Origin of the sequence: Nonomuraea sp. B19D2 (genome assembly GCF_040137845.1) — a bacterium.
Lineage (GTDB): Bacteria > Actinomycetota > Actinomycetes > Streptosporangiales > Streptosporangiaceae > Nonomuraea.
On the sequence record NZ_JBEFAK010000027.1, the window covers coordinates 109,153 to 133,509 of the forward strand.

General features: G+C 71.2%; 21 protein-coding genes. 13 read left to right on the forward strand and 8 right to left on the reverse strand.

Annotated features, from left to right (window positions below; translation table 11 throughout):
• Window positions 1-21: 21 nt before the first annotated feature.
• Window positions 22-2,100, reverse strand: coding sequence for a SpoIIE family protein phosphatase (locus ABN273_RS37905; protein ID WP_349453963.1), 2,079 nt, complete (start codon window positions 2,098-2,100; stop codon window positions 22-24).
• A 336-nt stretch (window positions 2,101-2,436) separates the two neighbouring features.
• Between ABN273_RS37905 and ABN273_RS37910 the strand changes: the two genes are divergently transcribed.
• Window positions 2,437-5,040 carry a hypothetical protein gene (locus ABN273_RS37910; protein WP_349453964.1) on the forward strand — a complete coding sequence of 868 codons (2,604 nt, stop codon included), beginning with the start codon at window positions 2,437-2,439 and terminating at the stop codon, window positions 5,038-5,040.
• 68 nt (window positions 5,041-5,108) lie between these two features.
• Here the strand turns inward: ABN273_RS37910 and ABN273_RS37915 are convergent, their stop codons facing one another.
• Window positions 5,109-6,215, reverse strand: a complete 1,107-nt coding sequence (locus tag ABN273_RS37915; protein ID WP_349453965.1) for a LacI family DNA-binding transcriptional regulator — start codon at window positions 6,213-6,215, stop codon at window positions 5,109-5,111.
• A 152-nt stretch (window positions 6,216-6,367) separates the two neighbouring features.
• Between ABN273_RS37915 and ABN273_RS37920 the strand changes: the two genes are divergently transcribed.
• Window positions 6,368-8,032: an SMI1/KNR4 family protein gene (locus ABN273_RS37920; RefSeq protein ID WP_349453966.1), complete on the forward strand. Its 1,665-nt coding sequence runs from the start codon at window positions 6,368-6,370 to the stop codon at window positions 8,030-8,032.
• Window positions 8,033-8,034: 2 nt separating this feature from the next.
• Here ABN273_RS37920 and ABN273_RS37925 read toward each other — a convergent pair whose 3' ends face one another.
• Both ABN273_RS37925 and ABN273_RS37930 read right to left on the reverse strand, forming a co-directional pair.
• Complete coding sequence (locus ABN273_RS37925; RefSeq protein WP_349453967.1) at window positions 8,035-8,301, reverse strand: hypothetical protein; 267 nt, start codon at window positions 8,299-8,301, stop codon at window positions 8,035-8,037.
• Window positions 8,302-8,369: 68 nt separating this feature from the next.
• The gene (locus ABN273_RS37930; RefSeq protein WP_349454007.1) at window positions 8,370-9,680 is read right to left on the reverse strand and encodes an RNA-guided endonuclease InsQ/TnpB family protein; all 1,311 of its coding nucleotides are present in this window, start codon (window positions 9,678-9,680) and stop codon (window positions 8,370-8,372) included.
• A gap of 29 nt (window positions 9,681-9,709) precedes the next feature.
• Here ABN273_RS37930 and tnpA point away from each other — a divergent pair, with 29 nt between their 5' ends.
• Entirely contained in the window at window positions 9,710-10,168 is a 459-nt protein-coding gene (gene tnpA, locus ABN273_RS37935; RefSeq protein WP_349453969.1) for an IS200/IS605 family transposase, read from the forward strand.
• A gap of 307 nt (window positions 10,169-10,475) precedes the next feature.
• Here the strand turns inward: tnpA and ABN273_RS37940 are convergent, their stop codons facing one another.
• Window positions 10,476-10,844, reverse strand: coding sequence for an STAS domain-containing protein (locus ABN273_RS37940; RefSeq protein ID WP_349453970.1), 369 nt, complete (start codon window positions 10,842-10,844; stop codon window positions 10,476-10,478).
• 198 nt (window positions 10,845-11,042) lie between these two features.
• Here ABN273_RS37940 and ABN273_RS37945 point away from each other — a divergent pair, with 198 nt between their 5' ends.
• Window positions 11,043-11,381 (forward strand): helix-turn-helix transcriptional regulator, encoded by a 339-nt coding sequence (locus ABN273_RS37945; protein WP_349453971.1) that lies wholly within the window; start codon window positions 11,043-11,045, stop codon window positions 11,379-11,381.
• Between the two features lie 9 nt (window positions 11,382-11,390).
• Here the strand turns inward: ABN273_RS37945 and ABN273_RS37950 are convergent, their stop codons facing one another.
• Window positions 11,391-12,017 (reverse strand): TetR/AcrR family transcriptional regulator, encoded by a 627-nt coding sequence (locus tag ABN273_RS37950; RefSeq protein WP_349453972.1) that lies wholly within the window; start codon window positions 12,015-12,017, stop codon window positions 11,391-11,393.
• Between the two features lie 123 nt (window positions 12,018-12,140).
• On the opposite strand from ABN273_RS37950, the gene ABN273_RS37955 reads away from it, so the two are divergent.
• The gene (locus tag ABN273_RS37955; RefSeq protein ID WP_349453973.1) at window positions 12,141-12,644 is read left to right on the forward strand and encodes a GNAT family N-acetyltransferase; all 504 of its coding nucleotides are present in this window, start codon (window positions 12,141-12,143) and stop codon (window positions 12,642-12,644) included.
• A gap of 6 nt (window positions 12,645-12,650) precedes the next feature.
• Here the strand turns inward: ABN273_RS37955 and ABN273_RS37960 are convergent, their stop codons facing one another.
• Both ABN273_RS37960 and ABN273_RS37965 read right to left on the reverse strand, forming a co-directional pair.
• Window positions 12,651-14,453 carry an alpha/beta fold hydrolase gene (locus tag ABN273_RS37960; RefSeq protein ID WP_349453974.1) on the reverse strand — a complete coding sequence of 601 codons (1,803 nt, stop codon included), beginning with the start codon at window positions 14,451-14,453 and terminating at the stop codon, window positions 12,651-12,653.
• A complete protein-coding gene (locus ABN273_RS37965) occupies window positions 14,450-15,046 on the reverse strand; it encodes a TetR/AcrR family transcriptional regulator (protein ID WP_349453975.1) in 597 nt (198 codons plus the stop codon). Before ABN273_RS37965 ends, ABN273_RS37960 begins: the two co-directional genes overlap by 4 nt.
• Window positions 15,047-15,314: 268 nt before the next feature.
• Between ABN273_RS37965 and ABN273_RS37970 the strand changes: the two genes are divergently transcribed.
• The 8 genes from ABN273_RS37970 to ABN273_RS38005 all read left to right on the forward strand — a co-directional run bounded on the left by ABN273_RS37970 (window position 15,315) and on the right by ABN273_RS38005 (window position 24,356).
• The gene (locus ABN273_RS37970; RefSeq protein ID WP_349453976.1) at window positions 15,315-16,181 is read left to right on the forward strand and encodes an SAM-dependent methyltransferase; all 867 of its coding nucleotides are present in this window, start codon (window positions 15,315-15,317) and stop codon (window positions 16,179-16,181) included.
• 223 nt (window positions 16,182-16,404) lie between these two features.
• Window positions 16,405-17,598 (forward strand): hypothetical protein, encoded by a 1,194-nt coding sequence (locus ABN273_RS37975; RefSeq protein ID WP_349453977.1) that lies wholly within the window; start codon window positions 16,405-16,407, stop codon window positions 17,596-17,598.
• Complete coding sequence (locus tag ABN273_RS37980) at window positions 17,595-18,353, forward strand: vWA domain-containing protein (RefSeq protein WP_349453978.1); 759 nt, start codon at window positions 17,595-17,597, stop codon at window positions 18,351-18,353. The genes ABN273_RS37975 and ABN273_RS37980 overlap by 4 nt, the downstream gene beginning before the upstream one ends.
• 1 nt (window position 18,354) lies before the next feature.
• The gene (locus ABN273_RS37985; protein WP_349453979.1) at window positions 18,355-19,173 is read left to right on the forward strand and encodes a PP2C family serine/threonine-protein phosphatase; all 819 of its coding nucleotides are present in this window, start codon (window positions 18,355-18,357) and stop codon (window positions 19,171-19,173) included.
• Window positions 19,173-20,546 (forward strand): protein kinase domain-containing protein, encoded by a 1,374-nt coding sequence (locus tag ABN273_RS37990; protein ID WP_349453980.1) that lies wholly within the window; start codon window positions 19,173-19,175, stop codon window positions 20,544-20,546. Before ABN273_RS37985 ends, ABN273_RS37990 begins: the two co-directional genes overlap by 1 nt.
• A gap of 9 nt (window positions 20,547-20,555) precedes the next feature.
• Window positions 20,556-21,191 carry a 4Fe-4S single cluster domain-containing protein gene (locus ABN273_RS37995; protein WP_349453982.1) on the forward strand — a complete coding sequence of 212 codons (636 nt, stop codon included), beginning with the start codon at window positions 20,556-20,558 and terminating at the stop codon, window positions 21,189-21,191.
• Window positions 21,175-22,443, forward strand: a complete 1,269-nt coding sequence (locus ABN273_RS38000) for a coiled-coil domain-containing protein (RefSeq protein ID WP_349453983.1) — start codon at window positions 21,175-21,177, stop codon at window positions 22,441-22,443. Before ABN273_RS37995 ends, ABN273_RS38000 begins: the two co-directional genes overlap by 17 nt.
• Complete coding sequence (locus ABN273_RS38005) at window positions 22,440-24,356, forward strand: AAA family ATPase (protein WP_349453985.1); 1,917 nt, start codon at window positions 22,440-22,442, stop codon at window positions 24,354-24,356. The genes ABN273_RS38000 and ABN273_RS38005 overlap by 4 nt, the downstream gene beginning before the upstream one ends.
• Window position 24,357: the final 1 nt, after the last annotated feature.

Here is a 24,357-nt window from a genome sequence, read left to right on the forward strand (position 1 = left end):
CGCATGCGGAATCCTCAGCCGTCAGCCCATGGGCTTGGCGCGGTGTTCCAGGAGGAGCAGCGCGATGTCGTCGGCGCGCTGGCTCGTGTGCGGAGCGTGCTCGAGGAGCGTTCTGCCGAGCTGCTGGAGCTCCTGTGGCTCGTGCGTCAGGTGGCCGGCCAGGTTGCCGATGGCGTGGTCCAGGTCGATGCCGGGCGTCTCGACGAGGCCGTCGGTGTAGAGGGCGAGCAGGGCGCCTGGCGGAAAGGGCACCTGCAGGGTGGGGTAGTCGGCGTCGGGGTCGACGCCGAGCACCAGGCCGACCGGCACGTCGATGATCTCGGCGGGCATGTTGGGCGGCCGCAGCAGCGGCGGAGGGTGCCCGGCACTGGCCGCGCGGAGCGTGCGCAGCTGCAGATCGACGTAGATGAGCAGGCAGCTGGTGAACAGCTCGGTGTCCACGTCGATGAGCAGGCGGTTGGTGTGCTTGAGCACGTTGCCGGGGCTGGCGCCAGCGACCGCGTTGGCGTGGATGGCGGTGCGCACCTGTCCCATGAGGGCGGCTGCCGTCACGTTGTGGCCCTGGACGTCGCCGATGACCGCGGCGGCCGAGGTGTCGGTCAGGCGGATCAGGTCGTAGAAGTCGCCGCCGATGCCGACGCCGCGGGTGGCGGGCACGTACCAGGCGGCCACGTCGAGGCCGGCGATCTCGGGCAGGCTACGCGGGAGCAGGGCCTTCTGCAGGGAGTGGGCGAGCCGGTCCTTGCTGTCGTACCGCAGGGCCCGATCAAGGGCGTGGGCGAGCATTCCCGCCAGGGCGGTGAAGGTGGTGCGCTCCTCGACGGTGAACGGGTGGGGCTCGTCGAAGGCGAACAGACAGGAGCCGACGCCCTCGTCGTGGACCTCCAGCGGCAGGAACGCCCAGGCGGACATCTCGTCCTGGCCCTCGGCGTGCGGGTACCTCTGCCGCAGTTCGTGCACGTCGGCGAAGAACGCCGGCGCCCCGGTTCGGGCGACGTCCCCGGCGGGCATGTCCGAGGTGATGGGCAGGCCGTCGAGCCGTTCGAGAACGTCCTGGCCGTAGCCGCGCGCGCCCATGACCCGCATCCTGCCGCCCTCGGCCACCAGTATCGCCATGGCCTTGACCTTGAACATGGGCATGACATGGTCGGCGACCAGATCGATGATCTCCGGAATGTTGAGCACCCGGGTCAGAGCCACCGCCAGCGGGAGGAAACTGTAGAAGACCTCCGCCCGGGTCAGGGCTTCCCGGCCCGATTCGGGTTCGTTCATGTGAGCCGGGTTGTCCACGTCGAGGGGCGCGACGCGCAAGCTGATACCGGACGGATCCGGATATATGCGGAACTCCACCACGCGGCCGTCGGGACATCGGGTGGCGCACGAGGTCATCTGCTGGCCGATCACGGCGGCACGGCAGCGGTCTTCGAACAGGGGATCCTTCAGCCAGGGCGCCACCTCCCACAACGGCCTGCCCAGCAGGCCCGTCACGTCGCCGTCGAAGAGCTCGGCCGCCGCGGCGCTCACGAACGTGATGCGGCCCTCCAGGTCCAGGACGAGACAGCCCACGTGGATCCGATCGAGATAGCCGCAGACAGCCGACTCGGGATGTTGTTCCGGCGCTGGAGGCGGCGCCGGAGTCAGGACGCGTGGCTCGCCTGCGCGGCTCAGCGGGTGCTCGACCGGCCGCTGAAGGATGGCGGCCACTCTGTCGCAGGCCGCGGCGAGGGCCTGCTTCTCGCGAGTGGCCAGCTCGCAGGAGTGTGACTCCGGCCAGAGCAGGAGGAACACGCCCCGCAGGGCCCTGCCGGTCATGATGGGAGCGGCGGCGATGGCGAACGGGTACGGCGCGGCGAGCGCGGTCGCGGGGAAACGCCGGGCGAGCTCTTCGTGGTCGGGCACCCAGACCAGCCGGCGCTGACGAGCGGCGGCCGCCACCGGGGTGCCGGCGTTCAGCCTGACCCTTGCCCAAGGCTTGACGAGCTGGGCCGGCATGCCGACCTCCACGTCCATGACCAGGAGCGGTTCGTTGTCCTGCAGGAGGTAGACGACGCCGATGTGGGCTCCGGACTCGCGTACAGCCTGGAGCAGCACCTCATCCATCTCGGACCCATGCCGTGGCATCGGGCACTCCGCTCCATCCTGCGGCAACGGCGCTGCATGCGAAGAAAACCCCATACAACGACCGTAAGAGGGGCGCGGCTGAGGCAAGAGCACGCATTGCCAGATCCTGGCCACCAACTGGGTGGAAAATGGCAGATTTGCCGCATCTCGCCCACTTCCCCCAAAACCTCCGCGTAACAATCTTGCAAACGGGTCTTCACCCCGCAACGTGTGACCGGTCACACTGTTGCTCCAAGGATGTGACCGGTCACATAACTCCTCGCCCGACTCCCCACCCCCCGAGCAAACTCCGTCCTGTTGCAGGAGAGGACACCCATGCAGCGACCCCAGCCAGTCCGGCGCGCCCACGTGGCCGGCGCCGTCGCGGCGCTCGCCGCCTCCGCCGTGACCGCCGCCCCGGCCGACGCGGCCACCGCTCCCGACGTGGTCACCGTCGACTTCGCGCAGCCCACCGGCCCGGTCCACGGCGGAGCGACCGGCATGCTCTACGGTCTGTCGGACCCTGGTGTGCCCGGAGACGCCCTCCTCGCCGGCGCCCGGCCGCGCACCGTCGCGCAGAAGGCGCCGGACGGCGACCAGCATCCCAACGGCGACGCGCTCGTGATCGCGGACGATCTCCTCGCCGCGGGCGGCGAGGAGATCGTCATCTACATGCAGGACGTCTACAGCCAGTGGCCCTACGAGAACCGCGGCATCGACGACTACCTCGCGAAGGTCGACACGATGGTCCGCAAGGTCGTCCGGGAGCGGCCGCAGGACAAGGACAAGTTCGTCTGGGTGCCGTTCAACGAGCCCGACGGCATCTGGTACCAGGACTGGGCGGCCGTCAAGGAGCAGTTCTTCAGCGACTGGAAGGCGGTGTTCGAACGCATCCGCTCGATAGATCCCGACGCCAAGATCGTCGGCCCGAACGAGGCGAACTACAACCCCGGGCGGCTGCGGGACTTCCTCACCTGGGCCAAGGACGCGAAGTGCGGCGACGGGAACTGCCTGCCGGACATCATGAGCTGGCACGAGCTGTCGCGCAGCCGGCTCGCCGACTACCGGGGCCACTACGAGCACTACCGCCAGATGGAGCGCGACCTGGGCATCGGCCCGCTGCCCATCAACATCGACGAGTACGGCAACCGGCGTGACATGTCCGTCCCCGGCCAGATGATCCAGTGGATCTCCCTGTTCGAGGACACCAAGGTCGACGCCGACATGGCGTACTGGACCTACGCCGGCAACCTCGACGACCACGCGGTGCGCACCCGTCAGGCCAACGGCGGCTGGTGGCTGCTCAAGTGGTATGCGGACCTGACCGGGCAGACGGTCAAGGCGGTCCCGCCGCAGTTGAACGTCGCCGACACCGTCCAGGCCGTCGCGGCGATCGACGAGTTCGCGCGGCGCGGCACCATCCTGGTCGGCGGCGGCTCCGAGCCCGTCCGGCTCGACATCTCCGGGCTCGCCCCCGGCGTCTTCGGCGAGCAGGTCGACGTCCTCGTGTCCAGGACGACCTGGAGCGGGTACGAAGGCGACGCGCGCCAACCGCCGGTCATCGCGGCCGGGCGGGTCGCGGTGTCCGGCGGCAAGCTGCAGGTGGACCTGCCGGGCGGGGACGTGATGGCCGCCTACCGGGTCACCATCGTCCCCGCCGGCGGCGACGCGCCGGAGCCCGACGCGCCGTGGGCGCTCTCGGTCGAGGCGGAGTCCGCCACGCTCGACTCGGCACAGGCCTTCGCCCAGGACACGACGGCGGACCCCCAGCTGTACGCGACCTCCGGCAAGCGGGACGTCGGCGCGATGAACAAGGTCGACTCGGCCGTCACGTTCCCCGTCACCGTGCCCCGCGACGGGCGCTACCGTCTGGGCATCTACCAGGGCGCGAACAAGGCGCCGGGCAGGCACGCGCTCTTCGTGGACGGCACGCTCAACCAGATCGTGCAGTATTCGGCGAACCTCGGGTGGACCTACCGTGGCCGTACCGACGTGGAGCTCCGGCTGACCGCCGGCACCCACCAGCTCTCCCTGCGCACCAGCGCCGACGGCACGAACCTGTTGCCGGGCAGCGACATCACGCTCGACAAGTTCGACCTCACCGAGGCCGGCGCGGCCGAGCGGGCGACGTACCCTGCCGACGAGGCACGGTTGTCCGGCGGCGCCCGGATCACGCGGCAGGGGAAGGGCCCCGCCATCGCCCTCGGCGGCGGCGCGCGTGCCATGTTCTTCATCGCCGCGAGCGAGTACGGCTACTACGACCTCGAGCTCTCCTACCGGGCACGCGGAACGGGCGACCTCCGGGTCCTCGTCGACGGGCGCGAGATCCCGGGCCTGCGGGCGCCCCGCCCGGGCGAGGCCTCCTCCCGTGCCCGGCTGTACCTCCCGGCCGGGATCTCCAAGGTCGAGGTCGGCGGCCCGGCCGGTATGGAGCTCCGCGGGCTCACCACGGTCCGGGCCGAGCAGGCGGACACGGCGGTCCACCGGGTGGAGGCCGAGCAGGCGCCGCGCGCCGGAACGGCCCAGGTGGTCGACGTGCCCGCCACGAGCGGCTCGAACGCCTCCGGGAAGGCCTATGTCGGGTACGTCGGAAACGGCGCGGGCAACACCGTGACCCTCCCCCGCCCGGACGGGTCCGGTCCCGGCGAGTACGTCCTGACCGTGCATTACGCCAACGCGGACCGGAACACCGGCCACGCGTACAACACCGACGTCATCAGCCGCTTCCTCGACATCACCGAGACCGGCGGCGCGACGACGCGCGGCGTGTTCCGGCACAACTACGCCTGGGACAACTTCTGGCCGCAGGCGACGCCGATCACGCTCACCACGGAGAAGGGCGCGCTCGTTCTCGGCAACGCGAAGGCGTACGGGCCCAATATCGACCGGCTGGAGCTCGCGCGGCTCGTCCTCGAGGTCGACAACAAGCCGCGTAACTGACACGCCACACGGAACTCTTTCCCGAGGGGACCCATGACTGAGGTCCCTTCGGGGAGGAGATCAGGCCCTCAGCGGCGCACGCTCGAGGCGCGGACCATCAGCTCGGGCTGGAAGAGCACCTGGCGGTGGCGGTGGCGCTCGCCCTCGTCGATCTCCTCCAGCAGCAGCTCCGCGGCCACCCGGCCGAGCTCCTTGCGCGGCTGGCGGATCGACGACAGCGGCACCGCGGCCGCCTCGGCGTAGTCGATGTCGTCGTAGCCGATGAGCGCCACGTCCTCAGGAACCCGCAGGCCCGCGACGGTCAGCCCGTGCATGATGCCCAGGGCGAGCAGGTCGTTGGCGCAGAACAGCGCGGTCGGCCGCTGCTCGGCGGGCATGGCGGCCAGGCTCTCGGCGGCGTGGCGGCCCGAGGCCAGGCTCAGCGACGGCACGTCGACGCGGACAAGTGAGGGCACCTCAGCGGCGCCCGGCAGAGTGCCGTTGCCCGCCACCCGCTCGGGGGCGTCCGGGGCGACGCCGTCGCCCCGCGCCGCCGCGCGGCCGACCACTCCCCCGGCCGCCGTGACGGTCTCCGACGCTCCCTTGTACCGCTCGGCGACCTGGCTGATGGTGTGCGGGCCGCCCACGAAGGCCAGCCGGCGGTGCCCCTGCGAGAGCAGGTGTTCGGCGGCCAGCCCTCCGCCGAGGACGTCGTCCACGGCGGCCGAGCACCGGTTACGCCCGGTGGCCCGGTGGTCGAGCAGCACGACCGGCGTCCCCCGCTCGATGAGCTGCTCCAACTGCTCGGTCTCCCCCTCGACGGGGGTGATGAGGATGCCCTGGACGCGCTGCTCCTCCAGGTGATCGAGGTAGCGCCGCTCGCGCGGCCCGTCCTGGTCACTGTTGCAGAGGCTGATGATCATGCCGTTGGCGTCCGCGGCGGCCTCCACCCCCTTGACGACGTCGGTGAAGAACGGGTTGGTGACGTCGAGGACCACCAGCCCGATCGTCCGCGTACGGCCGGAGCGCAGCGCCCGGGCGGATTCGTTGCGGACGAAACCGAGCTCGTTCATGGCGTTGAGCACCCGCTCACGGGTCGCCGGCGAGACCGTGTCGGGCCGGTTCAGCACGTTGCTGACCGTCCCCACCGACACGCTGGCCAGCTGGGCGACCTCCTTGATGCTCGCTATCGCCATGTCCCCCTCACAGCAGGATGACCGAAGGGTACTACCCTCACCTGGTCTCCTCCTCCCCGTCACCGTTTGACCGGTTTAGGACAGCACCGTCCTTGAAATGATCAGCCCATGTTAGAAAGGGGGCCGCGTTTCCCGAGGACGAGGTGTGCTGCGTGATTGACGACGTGCTCCGTGCGATGGCCGAGAAGATCTCGGCGGGGGCGCCCTCCGGATGGCGGCGGGCGGAGCTGCGCGGGTTCGCGACCGGTCGCGGCGGTTCGGGTCATCGCGGCCTCAGGTTCGAGCCCGGGGGCGCGGGCGACGCCATCGACGTGCACCCGGAGCGCGGGGACGCGGGCGACGCCATTGACGTGCACCCAGAGCTGACCGCGCTGCACGACCTCGCCGGCGCGCCGAGCGGCCGGCTCACCGTCGAACTGGTCGTCGAGGCCAAGGGCCGGTTCGAGGCGGTGATCAGTAAGTCACTGGAGCGCGATGACGGGAACGGCTTCCTGTACGTGCTCGATCGGGACGCGCTGCCGGCCGAGCCGGGCACGTTCCAGCAGGGCCCGGCGAACGCCGCCCCCGCGGGAGATCCGCGGGAGGCGGTCGCCCTGCTCGGGGCGTACCTGAGCGAACGCGACCGGATCCTGGGCAGGGACATGTACGCACCGCCGCCCGCGCTTCCCGGGGCCCGCCGCGCCCGGCTGGAGATCCGGCTGCCGGCACCGCTCCCCGACGACCTGCGCGCCCTCTACACGCGCGTGGACGGCGACGGCGGCGAGGGCCTGCTGGACCGGCATCCGTGGTTCGGCCTCGAACTGCTGGAGAACCAGAGCCGTCGGGAGAACCGGTGGTGGGCGGCGGGCCGCACCTGGCGCGATCACTTGGCGCGCCCGGTCATCACCAGCGCGGGCGCGCCGCTGGCGGTGCGCCGGATGTCGGACCATCCGCGCTGGATCCCGTTCGCCACCAGCACCGACGGTGACTTCCTGGCCGTGGACCTGGCGCCGGGGCCGGGCGGGCGGCCCGGTCAGGTCATCCGGATGGGCCTGCACCACGGCGGCGGCCCGGCCTACGTCGCCGATTCGGTGACCGGCCTGCTGCGGCGGCACGTCGACGCGCTGCGGGCGGGCGCCTACCGGGTGGAGCGGGGCGGGCTCTGGGTCGACCTCGGCGGCCCGGGCCGGGACTCGCATGAGGAGCCGAGCGCGCTGACGGTCACGGGCGCCGGCGCGGCGTCCATGCCCGCCGTGCATCACGGGATCGAGCGCCTGTCGGTGCGCAACGCCCCCTGGGCCGATTTCGGGCCCGTACGAGGAGCGCCGGCGCTGTGGGAGGTGCGGGTGGAGAACTGCCCGGGAGCCGACCTGGCGCCCCTCCAGGACACCCCGGTCGAACTGCTGGACCTGGCCATGGACACGATCGACCTGGCGCCGCTGGCCGGCCATGCCACGCTGCGGATGATGGCGCTGAGCACCGCGCGGCCCGTGGACCTGGCGCCCCTGCGGTCGTGCCCGCGGCTGTACGGGCTGGATCTGTCCCGGGCGGCGATCCGCGACATCGGCGTGCTCGGCGAGTTGAAAGGGCTGCTCTACCTGCGGCTGCGCCGCGGGCAGTGGGAGGAGCTGTGGAAGCGGGCCGGTCACCCGGCGGGGCTGGCGGCGGCCGGGCTGGCCGCCGAGCCGCGCCGGGAGAAGACCTGGTGGTGGTCGGTCGAGCGGGCCTACCACGCCCTCGAGCCGTCGCCGCGGACGGCGGCCGGCTGGGCGATCGACCTGGCCGGGGAGTCCGCCGACGTGCTGGTGCGCACGGGCCGGCACGCCCGGTCGCGTTGAGGTCAGCCCCTGGTCGAGATCAGGTCCAGGGCGCGCTGGTGCTGCTCCTGCGAGGGTGCCCGGGTCCAGGTGATGCCGGGCTGGTTCTCGGCGAGCATGCGTGCCAGGACGGCGGACATGACGTCCGCGGGCTCGGCGTACGCCATGTGCGGGCGCATGTTCCGGTATCCCGTGAGCACCCGCCCGTAGTCGTACATGAGCGTGTTGGTGAAGCGGCTGCGCTCGGCGTCGGCGCGTTCGAGCCCCTCGACGAACTCGGGCTCCGGCATCGGCTCCTCGATGACCGCCTTTTGACGTGCTCCTCCTCATGAATGAATGGGGAGGATTCTCATGGCCGCTACGCGGCCACCCCTTGCAGGGTGGTGCGGGTAGTCCCGCCATGAGGTGCTTGACGCTTCACGGGCCCCAGTGGTGCAGGGCCTCCACGTCCAGTGACCGCCTGTCCGGCGGCTGAGTTGTACCGGTACAACTGGGTGCGGGCGGCGTTGACGTCGGCGTTGCCGATCCACCCGCATGCTGTGTTCTTGCACACGAACCGGGACTGGCTCTCACGGGAGCCCTCAATGATCGTGTGACAGGCGTGGCATTCCTGGCTGGTGCCCGGCGCCGGGACGAAGACGACCTTCCCGCCCTTGTCGACAGCCTTGTAGGTGAGGAACTCGGCGGTACGGCCCCACGCCTGCCCGGCGATGGCGCGGTTCAGGCCCCGCTTTTGGGCGACGTTCCTGCCCGGCTGTTCGAGGGTGCCGGAGGCGGAGGCCATCATGTTCTTGACCTTGAGGTCTTCGAGCACGATGACGCTGAACCGGTCGGTGAGTTTCGCGGTGGTCTGGTGCTGCCAGTCGATGGCCCGGCGCTTGGCTTTTGCGCGCAGGCGGGCGATCTGGTCGTAGGTTCGTTTCAGCCGGTTGCTGGTGGGCTGGCCGGGTTTGGCCGCTCGTTTCTGGCGGGCGGCTTTGCGTTCCAGACGGAGCAAGCGTTGTTGTTCCCCGTCTGTCAGCCAGTTCTTGCGGTGGCGGATTTTCTCTCCGGTGGCCAGGGCGAGTGGGACGGTGATGCCCCGGTCGATCGCGGTTGCCGGTCCCGTGTGCGGGGCGGGCACCGGTTGCTTAGTCTGGGTGCGGAACACGATGTGCCAGCCGTTGGCCTCCTTTACCAGCCGCGCCCCGGTGATCTTCCCGTCCGGGCCGCCCCGGGTGAGGCCGGGCAGGTCCTTGGTCCACCGGAAGTGGACCTGGCCGAGTTTGGGGATGGTGACGGCGCCCCACCGCCGGTTGATCCGGGTGATGTTCAGATCCCGGCCCTGAGGGACGTCCACGGCCATCCGGGCGGAGAAGCGGCTCTTGAACGTGGGGCGCCCGGCGGGGTGGTCGGGGTTGAAGAAGTTCGCCCACGCCTGCCGGTAGGTCTTCAGCACGGCCTGCGCCGCCTGGGCGGGCAGATCTTTGAGCCAGTCGATCTCCTTGCGGGCGACCCGGATGGCCTCGTCGCACTGGGCCAGCGACGCGAACCGGCCCTGGCGGAAGGTGAAGAATTCGTGCAGCAGGTTCCACACCGCGCGCGCGTTGTGCGCCTGACCGTCCAAGACGCCGATCTGCCGCCCGTCCAGGTCCAGGCGCGCGACATGAGCGCGGTTGCGTTTCTCCATCTCCACACGGCTCATTCTATCGTTGGTGTATGTCACCGCGATGGAAATTCAACCCCGACATCAGAACCGGACGCCACTGCGTCCACGACCTCTCTACACATTTGGTGTTCGTCACGAAATATCGGCGCAACGTCTTCACCGATCCCATGCTGGAACGCTGCGAACAGATCATGAAAGAGGTGTGCGAGAAGTTCGACTGCGAGCTGGCCGAGTTCAACGGCGCCGACGACCACGTCCACCTCCTCGTGCGCTACCCGCCCAAGGTTGCCCTGTCTACCCTGGTCAACAGCCTCAAGGGCGTCTCCGCCCGTTATCTGCGCCAGGAGTACAGCACCCACGTCCGCAACTACCTGTGGGAGGGCCACTTCTGGTCCCGCTCCTACTACGCCGGCTCCACCGGCGGCGCGAACCTGGCCACCGTCCGCAACTACATCCAGTCCCAGGACCAACCCCAGAAACAAGAAGTGACCAACGCGTGGTCATGCTGATCTCATGAGTGCGGGTCAAGGCACGCTTACGCCCCGGCGGGCCTTGCCGCGCAGGCCTTCACCTCCCGCCTAACGACGGGAGCAGTGGCCCGCATTTCGGTAGAAGTCCTCACCCCTTGAGCGGGTCCCGGAACTTCCACCACAGGGCGACGCCGACGACGAGGGCGGCGAGGACGCCTAAGGCAATCCACATACGAGATCGTCTCTCTTTCCGGTCCGGGGATCGGTCACAAAGAGCGGATCGTAGCGGCGAAGATCAACGCCTACCCGGCGAACGCGAGAAAACGATCACATGTGAGCATGGGAGTCATGGGGACTCGGGCAAACCGGCTATCTCGTCGCCGAGCGCCGCTTCGACGGCCTCCTCCACGGTGGGATGGACGTTCAGGGCGTCCCACACCCTGGTGATCTGCAGCACGCGAGCCGGCATGGCGTGCACCGCGGCGAGGTACAGCCCCGGCGGGCGCGCGGCGGCGTCGAGCCGTAAGAGCGCATGAAGGCCGCTGCTGTCCATGAAGGTCAGTCCGCTCAGGTCGAGCACCACGGGCTGTCGGGGCAGGTGCCTCTGCGTGGTGTACGACTCGAGCCGGCCGGCGTTGCTGCAGTCGATTTCGCCGGCGATGGTGATCAGCACACCCGTGATCAGCTGCCGGCACTCCAGTTTCAGCGGGGTCATGGCGGGGCTCAGAGCGCCGGTAGCGCCTGCACAACGGTGACGGGCATGGCGTCCTCGTAGTAGGGGTTGGTCCGCGTCACAACACTAATCCCCGAAGCCAGTTACCGGAAAGCCGTTTCGCCATAAGATCTTCAGGTAACCAGTTTTCGCCCGCTCCACGGGATCGGCACCCGGGGGGCGGAGGAGGCGAAGTGAGCCGTGAGCACATTCGATGACCATCCCTCCACCTGGACGTTCCTGACCCATCACGCCCGCGTGCTGGTGGAGATCGCCCGAGATCCGCAGGTACGGCTACGCGACATCGCCGCCAGCATCGGCATCACCGAACGCACCGCCCAGAACATCGTGCGCGACCTCTACGAGGCCGGCTACCTGACCCGCACCCGCATCGGGCGGCGCAACCACTACAGCCTCAACCTGGAGCAGCACTTCCGCTACCCCACCGAGGCCGGCCTGCCCGTCCGCCTGCTCATCGACATGTTCACGCAGCACGACCTGTCCACCGCTCAGGCTTCCGACGCCCCGCCGGCGTCCTGACCGCCGGGCTCAGCTCAGCAGCTCGCGGACCAGCGCCGCACGCCACCACCGCTCGACCCGATCGGGCGGCCAGCCGCGTTCGGCGGTGAGCGTGGCATAGACGTCGATGCTGCACAGGCCCGCGTAGATGTCGGCGGCGGCCGCCACATCCAGGCCCTCCCGCAGCACTCCGGCGGGCCACGAGGAGAACACCGCCATGCGGGTCTTGTCGGCCCGCCTGCGGCCGTCGCGGTAGACCGCCGCCAGCTCCGGCTCGCTACGGCCGGCCTCGCGCAGCAGTGTGATCACGTCGCCGGCGCGCTCGTACAGGCGCCGGTCGAAGCCGGCCATCGCGGCCAGCTGCCGCGCGGGGTCCTGCGCCGCGGCCTCCAGCTCCGCCAGCTGCTGGGCCGGGTCAGCCGACAGGTCGGCCGCGTCCGCCAGCGCCCGGGTCAGCCCGGTCTTGTTGCCGTAGACCGAGTAGACGGTCGGCACGGAGACCCCGGCCTCGCGCGCCACGTCGCGCACGGTGGTGGCGGCCCAGCCGCGATCGACGAAGAGCCGGCGCGCGGCGCGGGCGATCTCGGCACGTGTCTCCAGCGCCTGTGCCGTGCGGCGCAACGAGTCGTATCGACGCCGGCCCACCTCTGCATCCATGCCTTGAACCCTAATGATTGACGCCGGGCGCAGGGCCCGCTCGGGCTCATCGGCCTGGCTGGCTGGCTGCTCTGGGTGGTCCGCCTGCCGGCGGCGTGGCCGTCCGGCCATAGGGTGGCCGCCATGCGGCATGTGCTGATGACGGAGCGCCTGATCCTGCGCCCGGTGACCGTAGCCGACCATGCCGAGCTGTCGGCTCACTGGACCGGCGCCGACGTGCGGCGCTTCCTCTTCGACGGCGCGGTCCTGTCTCCGGCGGAGATCGCTGAGGTCATCGAGGACAGCGTGCGGGACTTCGCCTCGGGCGGTCACGGTCTCTGGCTGGTCCGGGCCGGGAACGGGGAGCCCGGCCTGATCGGCACGGCCGGGCTGCGGCCGCTGGAGGAGCTCGGGCTTGAGATCTTCTACAGCCTGGAGCCCACCGCGTGGGGCAAGGGCTATGCCACCGAGGCCGCCGGGGCGGTGGTGGCATACGCTCTCGGCCCTCTTGGGCTGCCCGAAGTGCTGGCCGAGGTCGACGAGAGCAACGCCGCGTCGGTCGCGGTCATCGAGCGGCTCGGCATGACCCCCTTCGAGGTGGTGCCCGGCCTGCTCGGCCCGATGACCCGGTACCGGAAGACACCCTGACGGGGGTCATCCGCGCGTCAAGGCGCCCTCCTGGATCGCTCCGGCCAGTTCCTCCGCGTGCGTGAGCTGGGGATGGTGGCCCGCCCCTTCGATCGTGGTCACCCTCGCCCGCGTGCCGAGCGTGTCCAGCAGCGCCCGGCCCTGGCCGGTCAGCGGGTCCTCGGTGCCCACGATCACGTGCACGCGGCCCTGGTAGCGGGCGAGCTTGGCCCGGAGTTCGCCGCGCCATCGCGGGCGGCCGGCGGCGGACAGCAGGCGGGCCGCGTGGGCGGCGACCCGGCCCCGGCGCAGGTCCTCGGCGCTGGAGCCGAGCCGTCCCGCATGGGCCGTGTCCCCGGTGAGCAGCCGCGACAGGGTAGCGGGACGCGCCAGGCGGAGGTACAGGCGGGTCAGCGGGGCCACCCGCGTGGCGAGCCCGGCCCGGGCCTGGAGGAAGAAGGGCGACACCAGGGTGAGTTGCCCGACCCGGTCCGGGTGCTCCAGGGCCGCCTCGACAGCGGCGGCAGCACCGATGGAGTGGCCGACCACGTGCACGCGGCCGTTCTCCGCCACCAGAGCGCTCAGCCAGGCGCGCAGGTCCCGCGGACGCCCCGCGCTCAGCCCGAGGCCCGGCAGGTCCACCACGCGGGCGTGCCCGAGCGCGACGGCGACCGGGGCCCAGGTGTCGGCGTTGACGGGCAGGCCGGGCAGCACCAGGGTCGGCGCGCCCGGTTCACCGATCCCGAACGTCCGCACGCCCGCGTGCCGGGTGAACCGCCGTACCGGCCGCCGGGCGGGCACGGCCCCGAACCGGTGGGCGGCCAGGTGGTCCGCCCACCGCAGGATCGACTCGGTGGTGCCGGGAAGAGCGAGCCCGTGACGCTCGGCGAGCGCGCGGGCCGGCCCCGTCGGATAGCGGTCGGACGACAGGAAGGTCAAGGTCTCCGGTTCTGTCCTGGTCAGCGCGGCCGGCAGGCGTCGTATCAGTGACACGGGGACCCTCAGCCGCGGGACCTCGACCTGGTAGTGCCGCCCCACAAGGGAGAGGAGATCCGGCAGCGGCGGTGTGTCGTCGTCCAGGATCCAGAACGCGGCTCGCGCGGCTGCCGGGTCCTCAGGAAGCAGCGTCATGAAACGCGCCAGGTGGTCCACGGGAACCACGGGGACGAACGTCCGCGCGTTCCCGGGCAGGGCGGCGAGCGAGCCGCGCCAGATCTCCTTGAGGCTGGCGGCGAGTCCGAGCTGCTGGTCGGACTCACCGCTCGTGCTGTCGCCGATCACGCTGGAGGGGTGGACGACCGACCAGGGCACGCCCAGGCGGTCGGCGGTGGCCTGGAGGACCGCGTCGGACTCCACCTTGGACGCCTCGTAGGGGCCGAGGCCCTGGTAGGCACGTCGTACGAGGTCATCGCTCCACGGCACCGTGGCGGGGTCCTGGCCGCCCACCCGGTAGCCGGAGACGTGCACGAGCCGCCGCAATCGGGGCAGCCGCGCGGCGAACGACACGATCGCCCGCACGCTGTCCACGTTCGCGTGACGTGCCTCCTCGGCCGTCATCCCGAACCGGTACGCGCCCGCGCAGTTGTAGATCTCGGTGACGTCCTCCAGGCCGACGGCGCCGCCCTCGGTCAACGCGGGCGCGTCGAAGTCGACGCGGACGTCGGCCGGAACGGCCCCGCAGCCGTGCTCGGCGAGCCAGGCGACCAGCCTGGCGCTGGACCCGCTGTCGCGCGTCGCCGCGGTGACCCGGACACCGGCCCGGTCCAGCGCGAGGATCAGATGCCGGCCGACGAACCCGGTGGCCCCGAACACGAGCGCGTGCCTGCTCACGAGGTCTCCTTCGCAGGCGGCTGGTCGAGCAGATCGCCGAGCACCTGGGCGGCGTTGCGCAGCGCCTCCACGTCGCGCCGGGCGCGGGACACGATCATCGCGCCCTCCAGCGCGCTGACGACGGTCGTGGCCACGGCGCGCGCCGCCGGACGCGCGTGGCCGCGGCCGACGAGGTGCTCGGTCATCGGCCCGATCCAGGACTCGAAGGCGACCGCGCAGGCCGTGCGGAGCCGTTCGCTGTGCGCGCCCATCTCCAAGGTCACCACGGACACCGGGCAGCCGAGCTGGTAGTCGCTGCCGGTGAGGATGCCGATCAGGACGTCGGCGACGCGCCGGAGAACGTCTCCCGGGCTCGCCGCCTCGGCGGTCATTTCGGTCACGAGCCTGCGGAACTGGTCGCCCGCCAGCTCGACGGCCTTCTCCCCCAGTGCCTCCTTGCCGTCGGGGAAGTGGAAGTAGAGCGACCCCTTCGGGGCCCCGGCATGCTCCGTCACCGTGTTGAGGCCCGTGCCGCTGTAGCCGCGCGCCTGGATCAGCTCGAGCATCGACTCCACCAGCCGCCCGCTCGTCCGCGCACCCTTGTCTGTCACCATGGTCAAAAAATAGACCAGTCTACATATTTTGTGCAACCGGCGGCCCCCTCCAGCGCCGCCCACCTGCGGAAATGAGGTCCTCGACAGACGCGGCGACCACCGCCCGCCGCCCCGACACGAAGATTCTGGTCACAAACATTTCCCGAAATAACCGGTCTATCGTATTGCCATTGACTGGAATTGTTGGAACATATGGTCATAGTCATCGAGTGAAGTCCAAAGATCGCTTACCGCAAGCAGGTGGCGGGAGGGGAAAGGGGCAACGCTCATGCACCAACGTGCTGTCCGAAACCTGGCCAAGCTCGACACGACGCAAGCCAGAATCACGCGGATCTTCGACGCGGCGGCGGGCGGGAAGAACAACTTCCTGGTGGACAAGGACATGGTGCGCCATTTCGATCAAGTAACCCCCGCCCTCACCACCGCGGCCCGCGCCGTGCTGCAATTCCTGTCCCGGGCGGTACGCCACCTGGCCGCCGCCGAGGGCGTGGACCAGTTCCTGATCGTGGGAAGCGGCGTCCCCAGCGGCCTTCCGGCCGGACACCGGTTGCACGACATAGCACGCCGCGCCCGCCCCGGCCCCGGCCCCGGCCCGCGTGTCGTGTACGTGGAGAGCAACCCGATGGTGATGACCATGGCGCAGGCCACCATCGAGCCCTTCAACGATCTGGTCCGCGTGGTGGACGGTGACATGCGCGAGATCGACGAGCTGCTCCGCGATCACGTGGTCCAGACGTTCCTCGACTGGGACCGGCCCCTCGCGGTGCTGCTGGTGTCCACCCACTGCCTCGACGACGACGAGTGCGCCCACTCCGTCGTCAAGCGGCTCCGCCACGCGGCGCCGAAAGGCAGCTTCCTCGGCCTGTTGCACACCACGTTCGACGGCATCCCGCCGGAGTTGCTGCCCGCCATCCGGAGCATGCTCGCCATGACGCTGCCCCGCCTCGCCGTCCGCACCCAGGACGAGGTCCAGGCCCTCCTCGACGGCCTCGACCTGATCGAACCCGGACTGGTGTGGGTCCCGGAGTGGCGACCTGCCGAGCGCGACCTAGCCTGCCCCACCGAGCGCGATCCCACCTGCCGCGACGAACCCCGCTCCTCGGGCAACTACGGCGCCGTGGCCCGCATCCCCTGACGACCCGAATTATCGGGATATTTCATGATTGTTCCGACCGACACACCAGCCCCACCGGTCAACACCGTTACCTGAACGAGATTTCCGACGCGAATGCGTCAATTTATGTCCACCTTATCGGTGGAGTATTTGGGTCGTTCAGAAATTTCTCATAAGTACGGCATTCGACGGGGTCAATTGCCCTGCAAGGCAAATGCAAGGATTTCCCGTCTATGATTCCGCCATGACAAACCGCGGCAGGTCCAGCGCGTTGCCTCCATTGCGGCAACTGGGGATCGGAATAGCGCTCGCCGCGATCGGAGTGCTTATCTTGGCCTTCGTCCTCGGCGGTACGCGACCCCAGCAGCAGAGGCTCCTCCTTGTCGACGCCCGCGGCGAGAACCCGCGGTCCATGGCCGCCCCCGCCGCGATCGAGACCATCGACCCCGCGGTGGTGGACGGCACGATCATGCTCGTCGACAACCTCCAGCTGTGGAGCTCGTGCATGGAGAAGAAGGACGCCCCGGTGTGCCGGGCTGTGGCGCCGTTCGCGAAGAGGGTCTGGTTCTACTCGGACCCCCAGGCCGACCGGGTGCTCCGGATGCTCTCGCCGCCGGCCGGCCCCGGCTCCCTGTCGCAGCCCGGCGAGCCCGTCGCCCTGGTCCACGTCGGCCCGCAGGAGGGGCCGTCCGCTCTGCCGGGTCTTCTGGCCGGAGCCGCGGCCACCGTCCTGGGTTTCACCGGTGCCCTGATCGCCGCCGCCGCGGCCCGGCGGATGCGCCGGCAGGCTTCTGCGGAATCGGCCGACGCCGACGAGAGGGAGTCCGCGTCCAGAGCACACGCACGCCCGTCAGGCTCGTACCCGCCGTATCGCTCCCACCCGGGCACCGCTTCGGACCTGGCGTTCCGCGAGCCTTCCGGCACTGATCGGGCGCGCCGTGAACGGCCCGACACCACCGCGGACGCCGCGCGCCGCGAACGGCCCAGCACGACCGCGGACCCGTCGTACCGGGCGCGGCCCGGCGCGGGCACCCGCGGTCTCCCTCGGCGCGGGGGCAGGACGCCCTCCCCTTCTCGCGAGCCGGTCGCGCCCGGGCATGTGCCGGACAGGCGGGACGCGGGCGAAGCGCCGGAGGGAGCGCGGAGGCCGGCGGAGAGGACGGACGAGGCGCACTCGCACAGCCCGGCGGCGCTGGCGGAGCTGCGCAGGATGGCGCAGGGCGAGCAGGCGGGCCGCGTCGCCGTGGCCACGACGCACTTCGGCCCAGACGGCGGCTACGTGCAGGTGGACGAGGTGGTCGCGTGGGCGAGGCCGGCCGACCCGGCGGCGCCGCCGATCGTCGCGGGAGAACGCATCCGGCTGGTGGGCGTGGACGAGGCCGCCTGCACCCTCGTGGTGGCCGGCGCCGGCAACGGTTACGGAGGGAGACACAGATGAGCTTCGACGCGCTGCCCAGGGTGCAACCGGCCAAGAGCCGGCTCCCCATGGCGCTGGTGCTGGACACGTCCAGCTCGATGAGGGAGGGCGACAGGATCGGCGAGCTGAACGCCGCGCTGGGCACCTGGCGTACGGAGCTGCTCGGCAACTCCCACCTGGCCAGGCACGGCGAGATCGCCATGATCACCTTCGGCCACCAGGGGGTGCGCGTCGTGGACCCCACGGGGCGCGGCGACCGGGAGCCGGCGGAGCCGTTCGCCTCCGTGTCCGACTTCGCCCCGCAGCCGCTGGTCGCCGGCGGCGTCACGCCGATGGTGGAGGCGATCCGGCGCACGTTCGAGCTGATCGCCACGCGTAAGCAGCAGATCAGGCAGCAGAACCGGGTCCTGCAGAACCGGCCGCTGGTTTACCTGATCACGGACGGCGTGCCGACCGACGACCGGGGTGTGCTCACCGACCGGTGGCGCGACCTCGCCCCGGCCATCCGCGCCCAGGAGAACGGGAACCACCTGCTCTTCTTCGCCATCGGCGTCCAGGGGGCGGACATGGACGTGCTGGCCGGGCTGGCTCCGCGTTCCCACTTCAACCTCGCCGACCTCGATTTCACGCAGGTCCTGCGGCTGGTCTCGACCAGCATGGACAGGACGTCCAGGGGCTCGCGGATGGACCAGCCCGCGAACCAGGCGTACGACGAGGTCAACCAGCTGATGACGCAGAACGAAGAGATCCGCAAATACCTCGAGAACAACGGCTGAGATGAACACGCCACAGTGGGTCATCGTCAAGGGCAGCGTCACCGGTCCCAGCCACATCCGCGAGGGTGTGACCAACCAGGACGCGACGCTGGTCACCCGGCTCGGGACCGGCGCGTACGTGCTGGCGGTGGCGGACGGCGCGGGCTCGCGCAGCAGGTCCGACCAGGGAGCGCGGCTGGCCATGGACGTCATCAAGGGCAGCGCGGGCGACTGGTTCGGCACGAAGCTCCCGGCGGACACCGCGCAGTGGCAGACGGCGGTCAGGATGTACGCCGAGCACTGCCTGACCCGCTTCGACTCCCGCATCGCCCGCCTGGTCGAGGAGATCCGGACGGAGGAGCGCGACCCGCGGACGGCTGCCGACATCCGGGGCGACTTCGCCACCACGCTCTTCGCCGTGATCGCGGCGCCGCCGTACTTCGCGTACTTCGCCGTGGGCGACGGCTTCCTCGTCGTGAGCCGGCGACCGGGCGGCTCCCACCTGCTCCAGGCGCCGTCCGCGGGCCGCGACAACGCCGGCGAGACCGTCTTCATCACCTCGCGGGACCGCGAGGCCCACCTCCGGCCGCTCGTGCTGGTCGACGACCGGGTACGCGGGATCTGCCTGGCCACTGACGGCCTGATCGAGGCGACGCTGACGCTGAGCACCGACGCGGACGGCGAGCAGATGTTCAGTGCCCCGGCCGAGTTCGAGGGCTATTTCAACTACTTCGCCAAGCCGGGCGTGGATCCCAGCGACCTGGAACGGCAGCTCCAGTCGACGCAGTTCGCCGAGACCTCCGGCGACGACAAATCGATGATCATCGCGGTGAGGCCCTGATGCAGCGACGCCTGAGAACCCCGGAAGGGCGCTATGTCCCGATCTCCTCCCAGCAGCTGGGCTTCGGGGCCGAAGGCATCGTGTTCGCGCTGGAGGACACCCTCGCCCTGTGCGCCAAGATCTACACCAGGCGGCCGGCCGACGCCGCGTACCGCATCAACAGCCTCGCGCTGCTGCCGCCGGCGACCTGGGACGGCCAGGGTCGTGACCACCTTCCGGTGGCCTGGCCGCGGCGGGCCCTGCTGGACGAGGGGGGCGAGCTGCGCGGGTTCCTGATGCCCCGCGTCACCGCCGTGGAGCTGGAGGAGCTGTTCGAGCCCCGCGGCCGGGTCATGTCGCTCGACGAGCCCACCTGGCGGACCCTCCTGGCCGTCGCCGCCCGGCTGGCCGAGACCGTCGCCCGCCTGCACAGCGTGGGCATCGTCATCGGGGATGTCAGCCCCAAGAACGTCCTGGTGAACAGGAGCGGCCAGGTGACGCTGATCGACTGCGACACCGTGCAGTTCACCGACGCCGGCACTCGCCGCCGCTTCCCGAACACCAAGAGAACCGACGACTACGCACCGCCCGAGATGCTCAACGGCCGCCAGGGCGAGCTGACGCCCGCGCAGGACGCGTTCGGCCTGGCGGTCGTGATCTGCACGCTCCTCATGGAGGGCGACCACCCGTTCGAGGGGCGGGCCGTCAGGCTGGCCCCCGACCAGGACGGCTCGATCGTCGAGAACATCCGCATGCAGGACAACCGCATCACGTATCCGGAACGGCTGCACGAGACCGGCGAGGAGCATCCGGTGCGCATGCTGCCGCGGGGCGTGCTGGAGCTGGCGCTGCGCTGTTTCGGCCCCGGCCACTACGACCCGGAGGAGCGGCCCACGGCGAGCGAGTGGCAGAGCGCGCTCTACACCGCCGGCCACGACCTCATGGGCTGCCGTGTGAACGGGCGGCACTTCTACGGCGGGGACCTGGACGGCTGCCCGTGGTGCGAGCTGGCCGAGCGGCGCGGCGACGACCTGTATCCCATGCCCGCCGCCGGCGCCCGCCCGCGTGCGCCCCGTCCGTCCAGGCCGGCCGCCGCCAGGCCGGTTCCTCCCAGGCCGCGCCAGGCGCCGCCCCGTCAAGCGCCGCCCCGCGGGCCGGGGCCGGCCCCGCAGCCGGCGCCCGCCCCGAACGCGACCCCGCCGCCGTACTACCCGCCGCCCGCGGCGCCGTCGAGCCCCGTGCCAGGGCCGCAGCCGGCCGCCAACCAGCCGCCGACGTACCAGTACGCGAACGCGCCTGCGAACCAGCCGGCCACGGGCAGCTCCGGCGGCTCGGGGTGGGTCGTGCTCCTGGTCGTCATCGTCGTGGTGGTCATCATCATCGCCATCCTGTGAAAGGCACCGATGAAGGAAGAGCTGCTCATGGTGGCCGACACCCACCCGGCCTGCCACGTGCTCGGGCCCGGCGTGCGGTTCTGCGTGTGGGTGCAGGGTTGCCCGTTGCGCTGCAAGGGCTGCGTCAGCCCGGAGTGGATCCCGATGACGGGCGGGCGGCCCACACCGGTCGGCGAGCTGGCCGCGCGCGTCGCGGAGCAGGCCGGGGACGGGCTCACGCTCTCCGGCGGCGAGCCGTTCGCCCAGGCGGGGCCGTTGTCCGCGCTCGTCACCGCGGTCCGCCGGGCGCGCCCCGGCCTGTCGGTGATGGCGTACACGGGCTGGACGATCGAACGGCTGCGCGCCGCGGGCACGGACGGCCAGCGGCGTCTGCTGGGCCTGCTCGATCTGCTGGTCGACGGGCCGTACGTCGCCGCCCGCCACGCGGACCTGCGCTGGCGCGGCTCGGCCAACCAGCGGATCCATCTCCTGAGCGACCGCCACCGCGGCGAGCTCGGCGACGACCACGGCGAGGGGCTCCAGTTCGAAGTCACCGGCGGCGGGGCCGTGCACTGGATGGGGGTGCCTCCGGTGCCCGGATTCCGCCCCGCGTTCGAGCAGGCGCTGCACTTGAGACTAGGAGAGAGCGGTGAGCAAGTCCCCTAAGTACAGCTCGGCGGAGGCCTCTCGGGAACGACGGGAGCGCCGCGAGCGCGAGCGGGCCGAACGCGAACGCAAGCGCAGGGAGAAGCTGGAGCGGCAGCGGCTGGCCGCACTCGCCAGGGCCAGGACCGAGATCCTGGCAAGGACGAGCGTCATAGCCGCGGCCTGCGCCGATCTCGCCGCCCGTGCCGCCCTGCTGTCCGAGCCCGGCCGGTACGGCAAGCCGGCACGCAAGGCGGAGAAGATCCGCAAGGACATCGAGGCGGCCACCGGGCTGCCCGAGCTGGCCGAGGCCGGCCGCCGCCTGGACGAGCTCGAGCAGCGGCAGGCGGCCGTGGCCGTCGAGCTCACCGGCGAGCTGCGCGGCCAGGCCACGGACCAGGTCGAGGCGATGTCCGCGGCGCTGGCGGCCGTGGCCGAGCCCGAGCGCCGGCGGTTCGACGCGAACGGCGCCGCCGAGGTGGCCGGCGTCCTGGCCGAACTGCGCTCGGCCGCCACGGCGGGCGACGCCGCCGCGGTGCGCGACCGCGCCGACGCCGCGTCCGAGCTGATCAGAGCGCACCTGCTGCGGGCGATCGAGGGCCGCAACGCCCACGAGAGGGCCAGGCAGGAGGCGGAGCTGGCGCTGGAGCGGGCCGATGCCCGGCTGGCGGCGCTGGAGGACGACGCGCGCGCGACCGGCGTGCCACTGCAGGATCTCGAGCTGGCCCGCGCCGCCGTCACCATGCTGCGCGGCGAGCGGGACCAGGAGCACTACGCCGAGGTGACGGCGTACGCGGGGCGGCTGGACGCCCGGCTCGACGCGCACGAACGCGAGCTCGACGACGCGATCGCCCGCATCACCGAACGCCGCCAGCTGCTGACCTCCATCGTGCAGGCGCTTCCCGGGCTGGGGTTCATCGTCGAGGCCGGCACCTTGCAGGAGAGCCCTGACGGGGCGATCGGGGTGCGCGCGCACCGCCGGAGCGGCGACGCGGTCGCGGTGGTCGTGGAGGCGTCGGGCCTCGGCGAGCACCGCATCCTGTACCTGTCCGACGCTCTGGCCGCGGCGCAGGACCGCGGCGGACCCGGCGCCCAGGAGTGCGTCTCGCTCCTGGACCTGGCCGAGCGCGCGAACGCCACGGTCAGGACCGAGGGGTTCGACGTCGGCCAGGTCGAGTGGGACGACCGCGGCGACCTCGGCCCGCCGGGCGGCGCGGCCATGCGCTCCAGGTTGAGCGGCCCGCAGGCGCGGCGGCACGGGACGCCGTCATGAGCGCGCCCGCCGGGCCCCTCGCGTCGGTCTGGATGAGCAGGGCCTTCCACGAGATCAACCGCGGCAGGCACCTGCTGCTGCACGGCAACGTCGACGACCTGGCCCTGTGGGGACGGCAGTTCCTGCCGTTCCGCCAGGCGGTGCTGGAGTTCCTGCGGGTGGCGGGGTTCCCCACGCTCGGCGAGTACGACCTGGTGGACGGGCTCACGTACCCCGACCCCGAGAGCGAGCGGGTCTTCCGCGCCCGCCTCGACGAGCCACCGGCGCCGTCCGGGCCCCCGCCGTCCGGACCTGCGGCGGGTGGCTCCGGCGACACGCGGCAGGCGCGGCTCGCCGGCTCGGCCGCGGCCCTGCGGCAGTCGCTGCAGGCGGCGCAGCACGTGCCCGTACGGGACCCGGGCGACATGCTGGCCGCGGCGATGACCATGGTGACGCAGCGGCGGGACCCGTGCGCCATCGTGGTGCACGGGGTCGACCTGATCGTGGGCGTCAACTACCCGGCCGGCGAGGATTACCGGTCGCAGGTGGCGCACCTGCGCCGGCTGCTGGCCGACGCCGCCGAGGTGCCGCCCGACGGGCGCAGGAACACGGTCGTGCTGGTCGCCAAGGATCTGTCGGCCCTGCCCGAGCTCCTCTACCGGGACAATCCGCATCTGGCGCCCGTCCAGCTGCGGCCGCCCACCTATGACGAGCGGGCGCTCTACCTCACACAGCATCTGGAGTCGTTCCACGGCGCGTTCTCCCTGGAGCCCGCGGCGGCGGCGCGGGCCGTGAAGACCCTGGCGAACCTCACGGAGGGCATGTCGCTGCTGGACATCGCCGCGCTCAGGTCCACCTCCCGCATGGCGCGCATCCCGGTCGACGCGGGCAAGCGGCTGGTGGCCAGGCACCGCTTCGGCGTGCAGGACGACCCGTGGGAGAAGCTCGACACCGGCAAGGTGGTCAACGCGGCGGCGTTCCTGTCCAAGCGGGTGATGGGCCAGCGGCCGGCGGTACGGGCGGTCGCGAGCGTGCTCGGCACCGCCAAGGTCGGCCTCGACTTCGCCGAGGACCAGCAGGCGAGCAACCGGCCCAAAGGGGTGTTCTTCTTCGTCGGGCCGACCGGCGTGGGGAAGACCGAGCTGGCCAAGGCCATCGCCGAGCTGGTCTTCGACGACGAGTCCGCGCTGCGCAGGTTCGACATGAGCGAGTTCAACCAGGAGCACACCAGCGAGCGGCTGACGGGTGCTCCGCCCGGCTACATCGGGCACGAGCAGGGGGGCGTGCTCACCAACTGGGTGCTGGAGCGGCCGTTCAGCGTGATCCTCTTCGACGAGATCGAGAAGGCGCACCCGAAGATCTTCGACAAGTTCCTCCAGATCATCGACGACGGCCGGCTGACCGACGGGCTCGGCAGGACCGCTCACTTCTCCCACTCGATCGTGATCTTCACCTCGAACCTGGGCGCCGACGAGCTGGGCTCCCTGCCCGCCGCCGCCGACCAGCAGCCGGCGTACGAGCAGATCGAGCGGCACTTCCTCACCAGCGTCAGCCGCTTCATGTCCGAGGAGCTGGGCCGGCCGGAGCTGCTCGGGCGGCTCGGCGGCGGCGTCACCGTCTTCGACGTGCTGCGCGAGGACGTCATCGCCGACATCGCGGGCAAATTTCTCGACCAGCTCGCGCGCGGCGCCCGGGATCGCGGCCTGGAGCTCATCTACCAGCGCGACGCGATCGTCAGGGACGTGACCGCCGCGGTGATGTCGGACCACGCCGCTCTGGGGGCCCGGCAGGTGCGCAACCCGCTGCTGGAGCGCTGGGTCCGCGACCCGCTGGCGCAGTGGATCCTGCGTCACGACCCCAAACCGGGCACGCGCGTCTGGATCCACGGCAACGCCCAGTCGCCGCCGTACGTGGTGGAGGAGTTCCCAGAGTAAC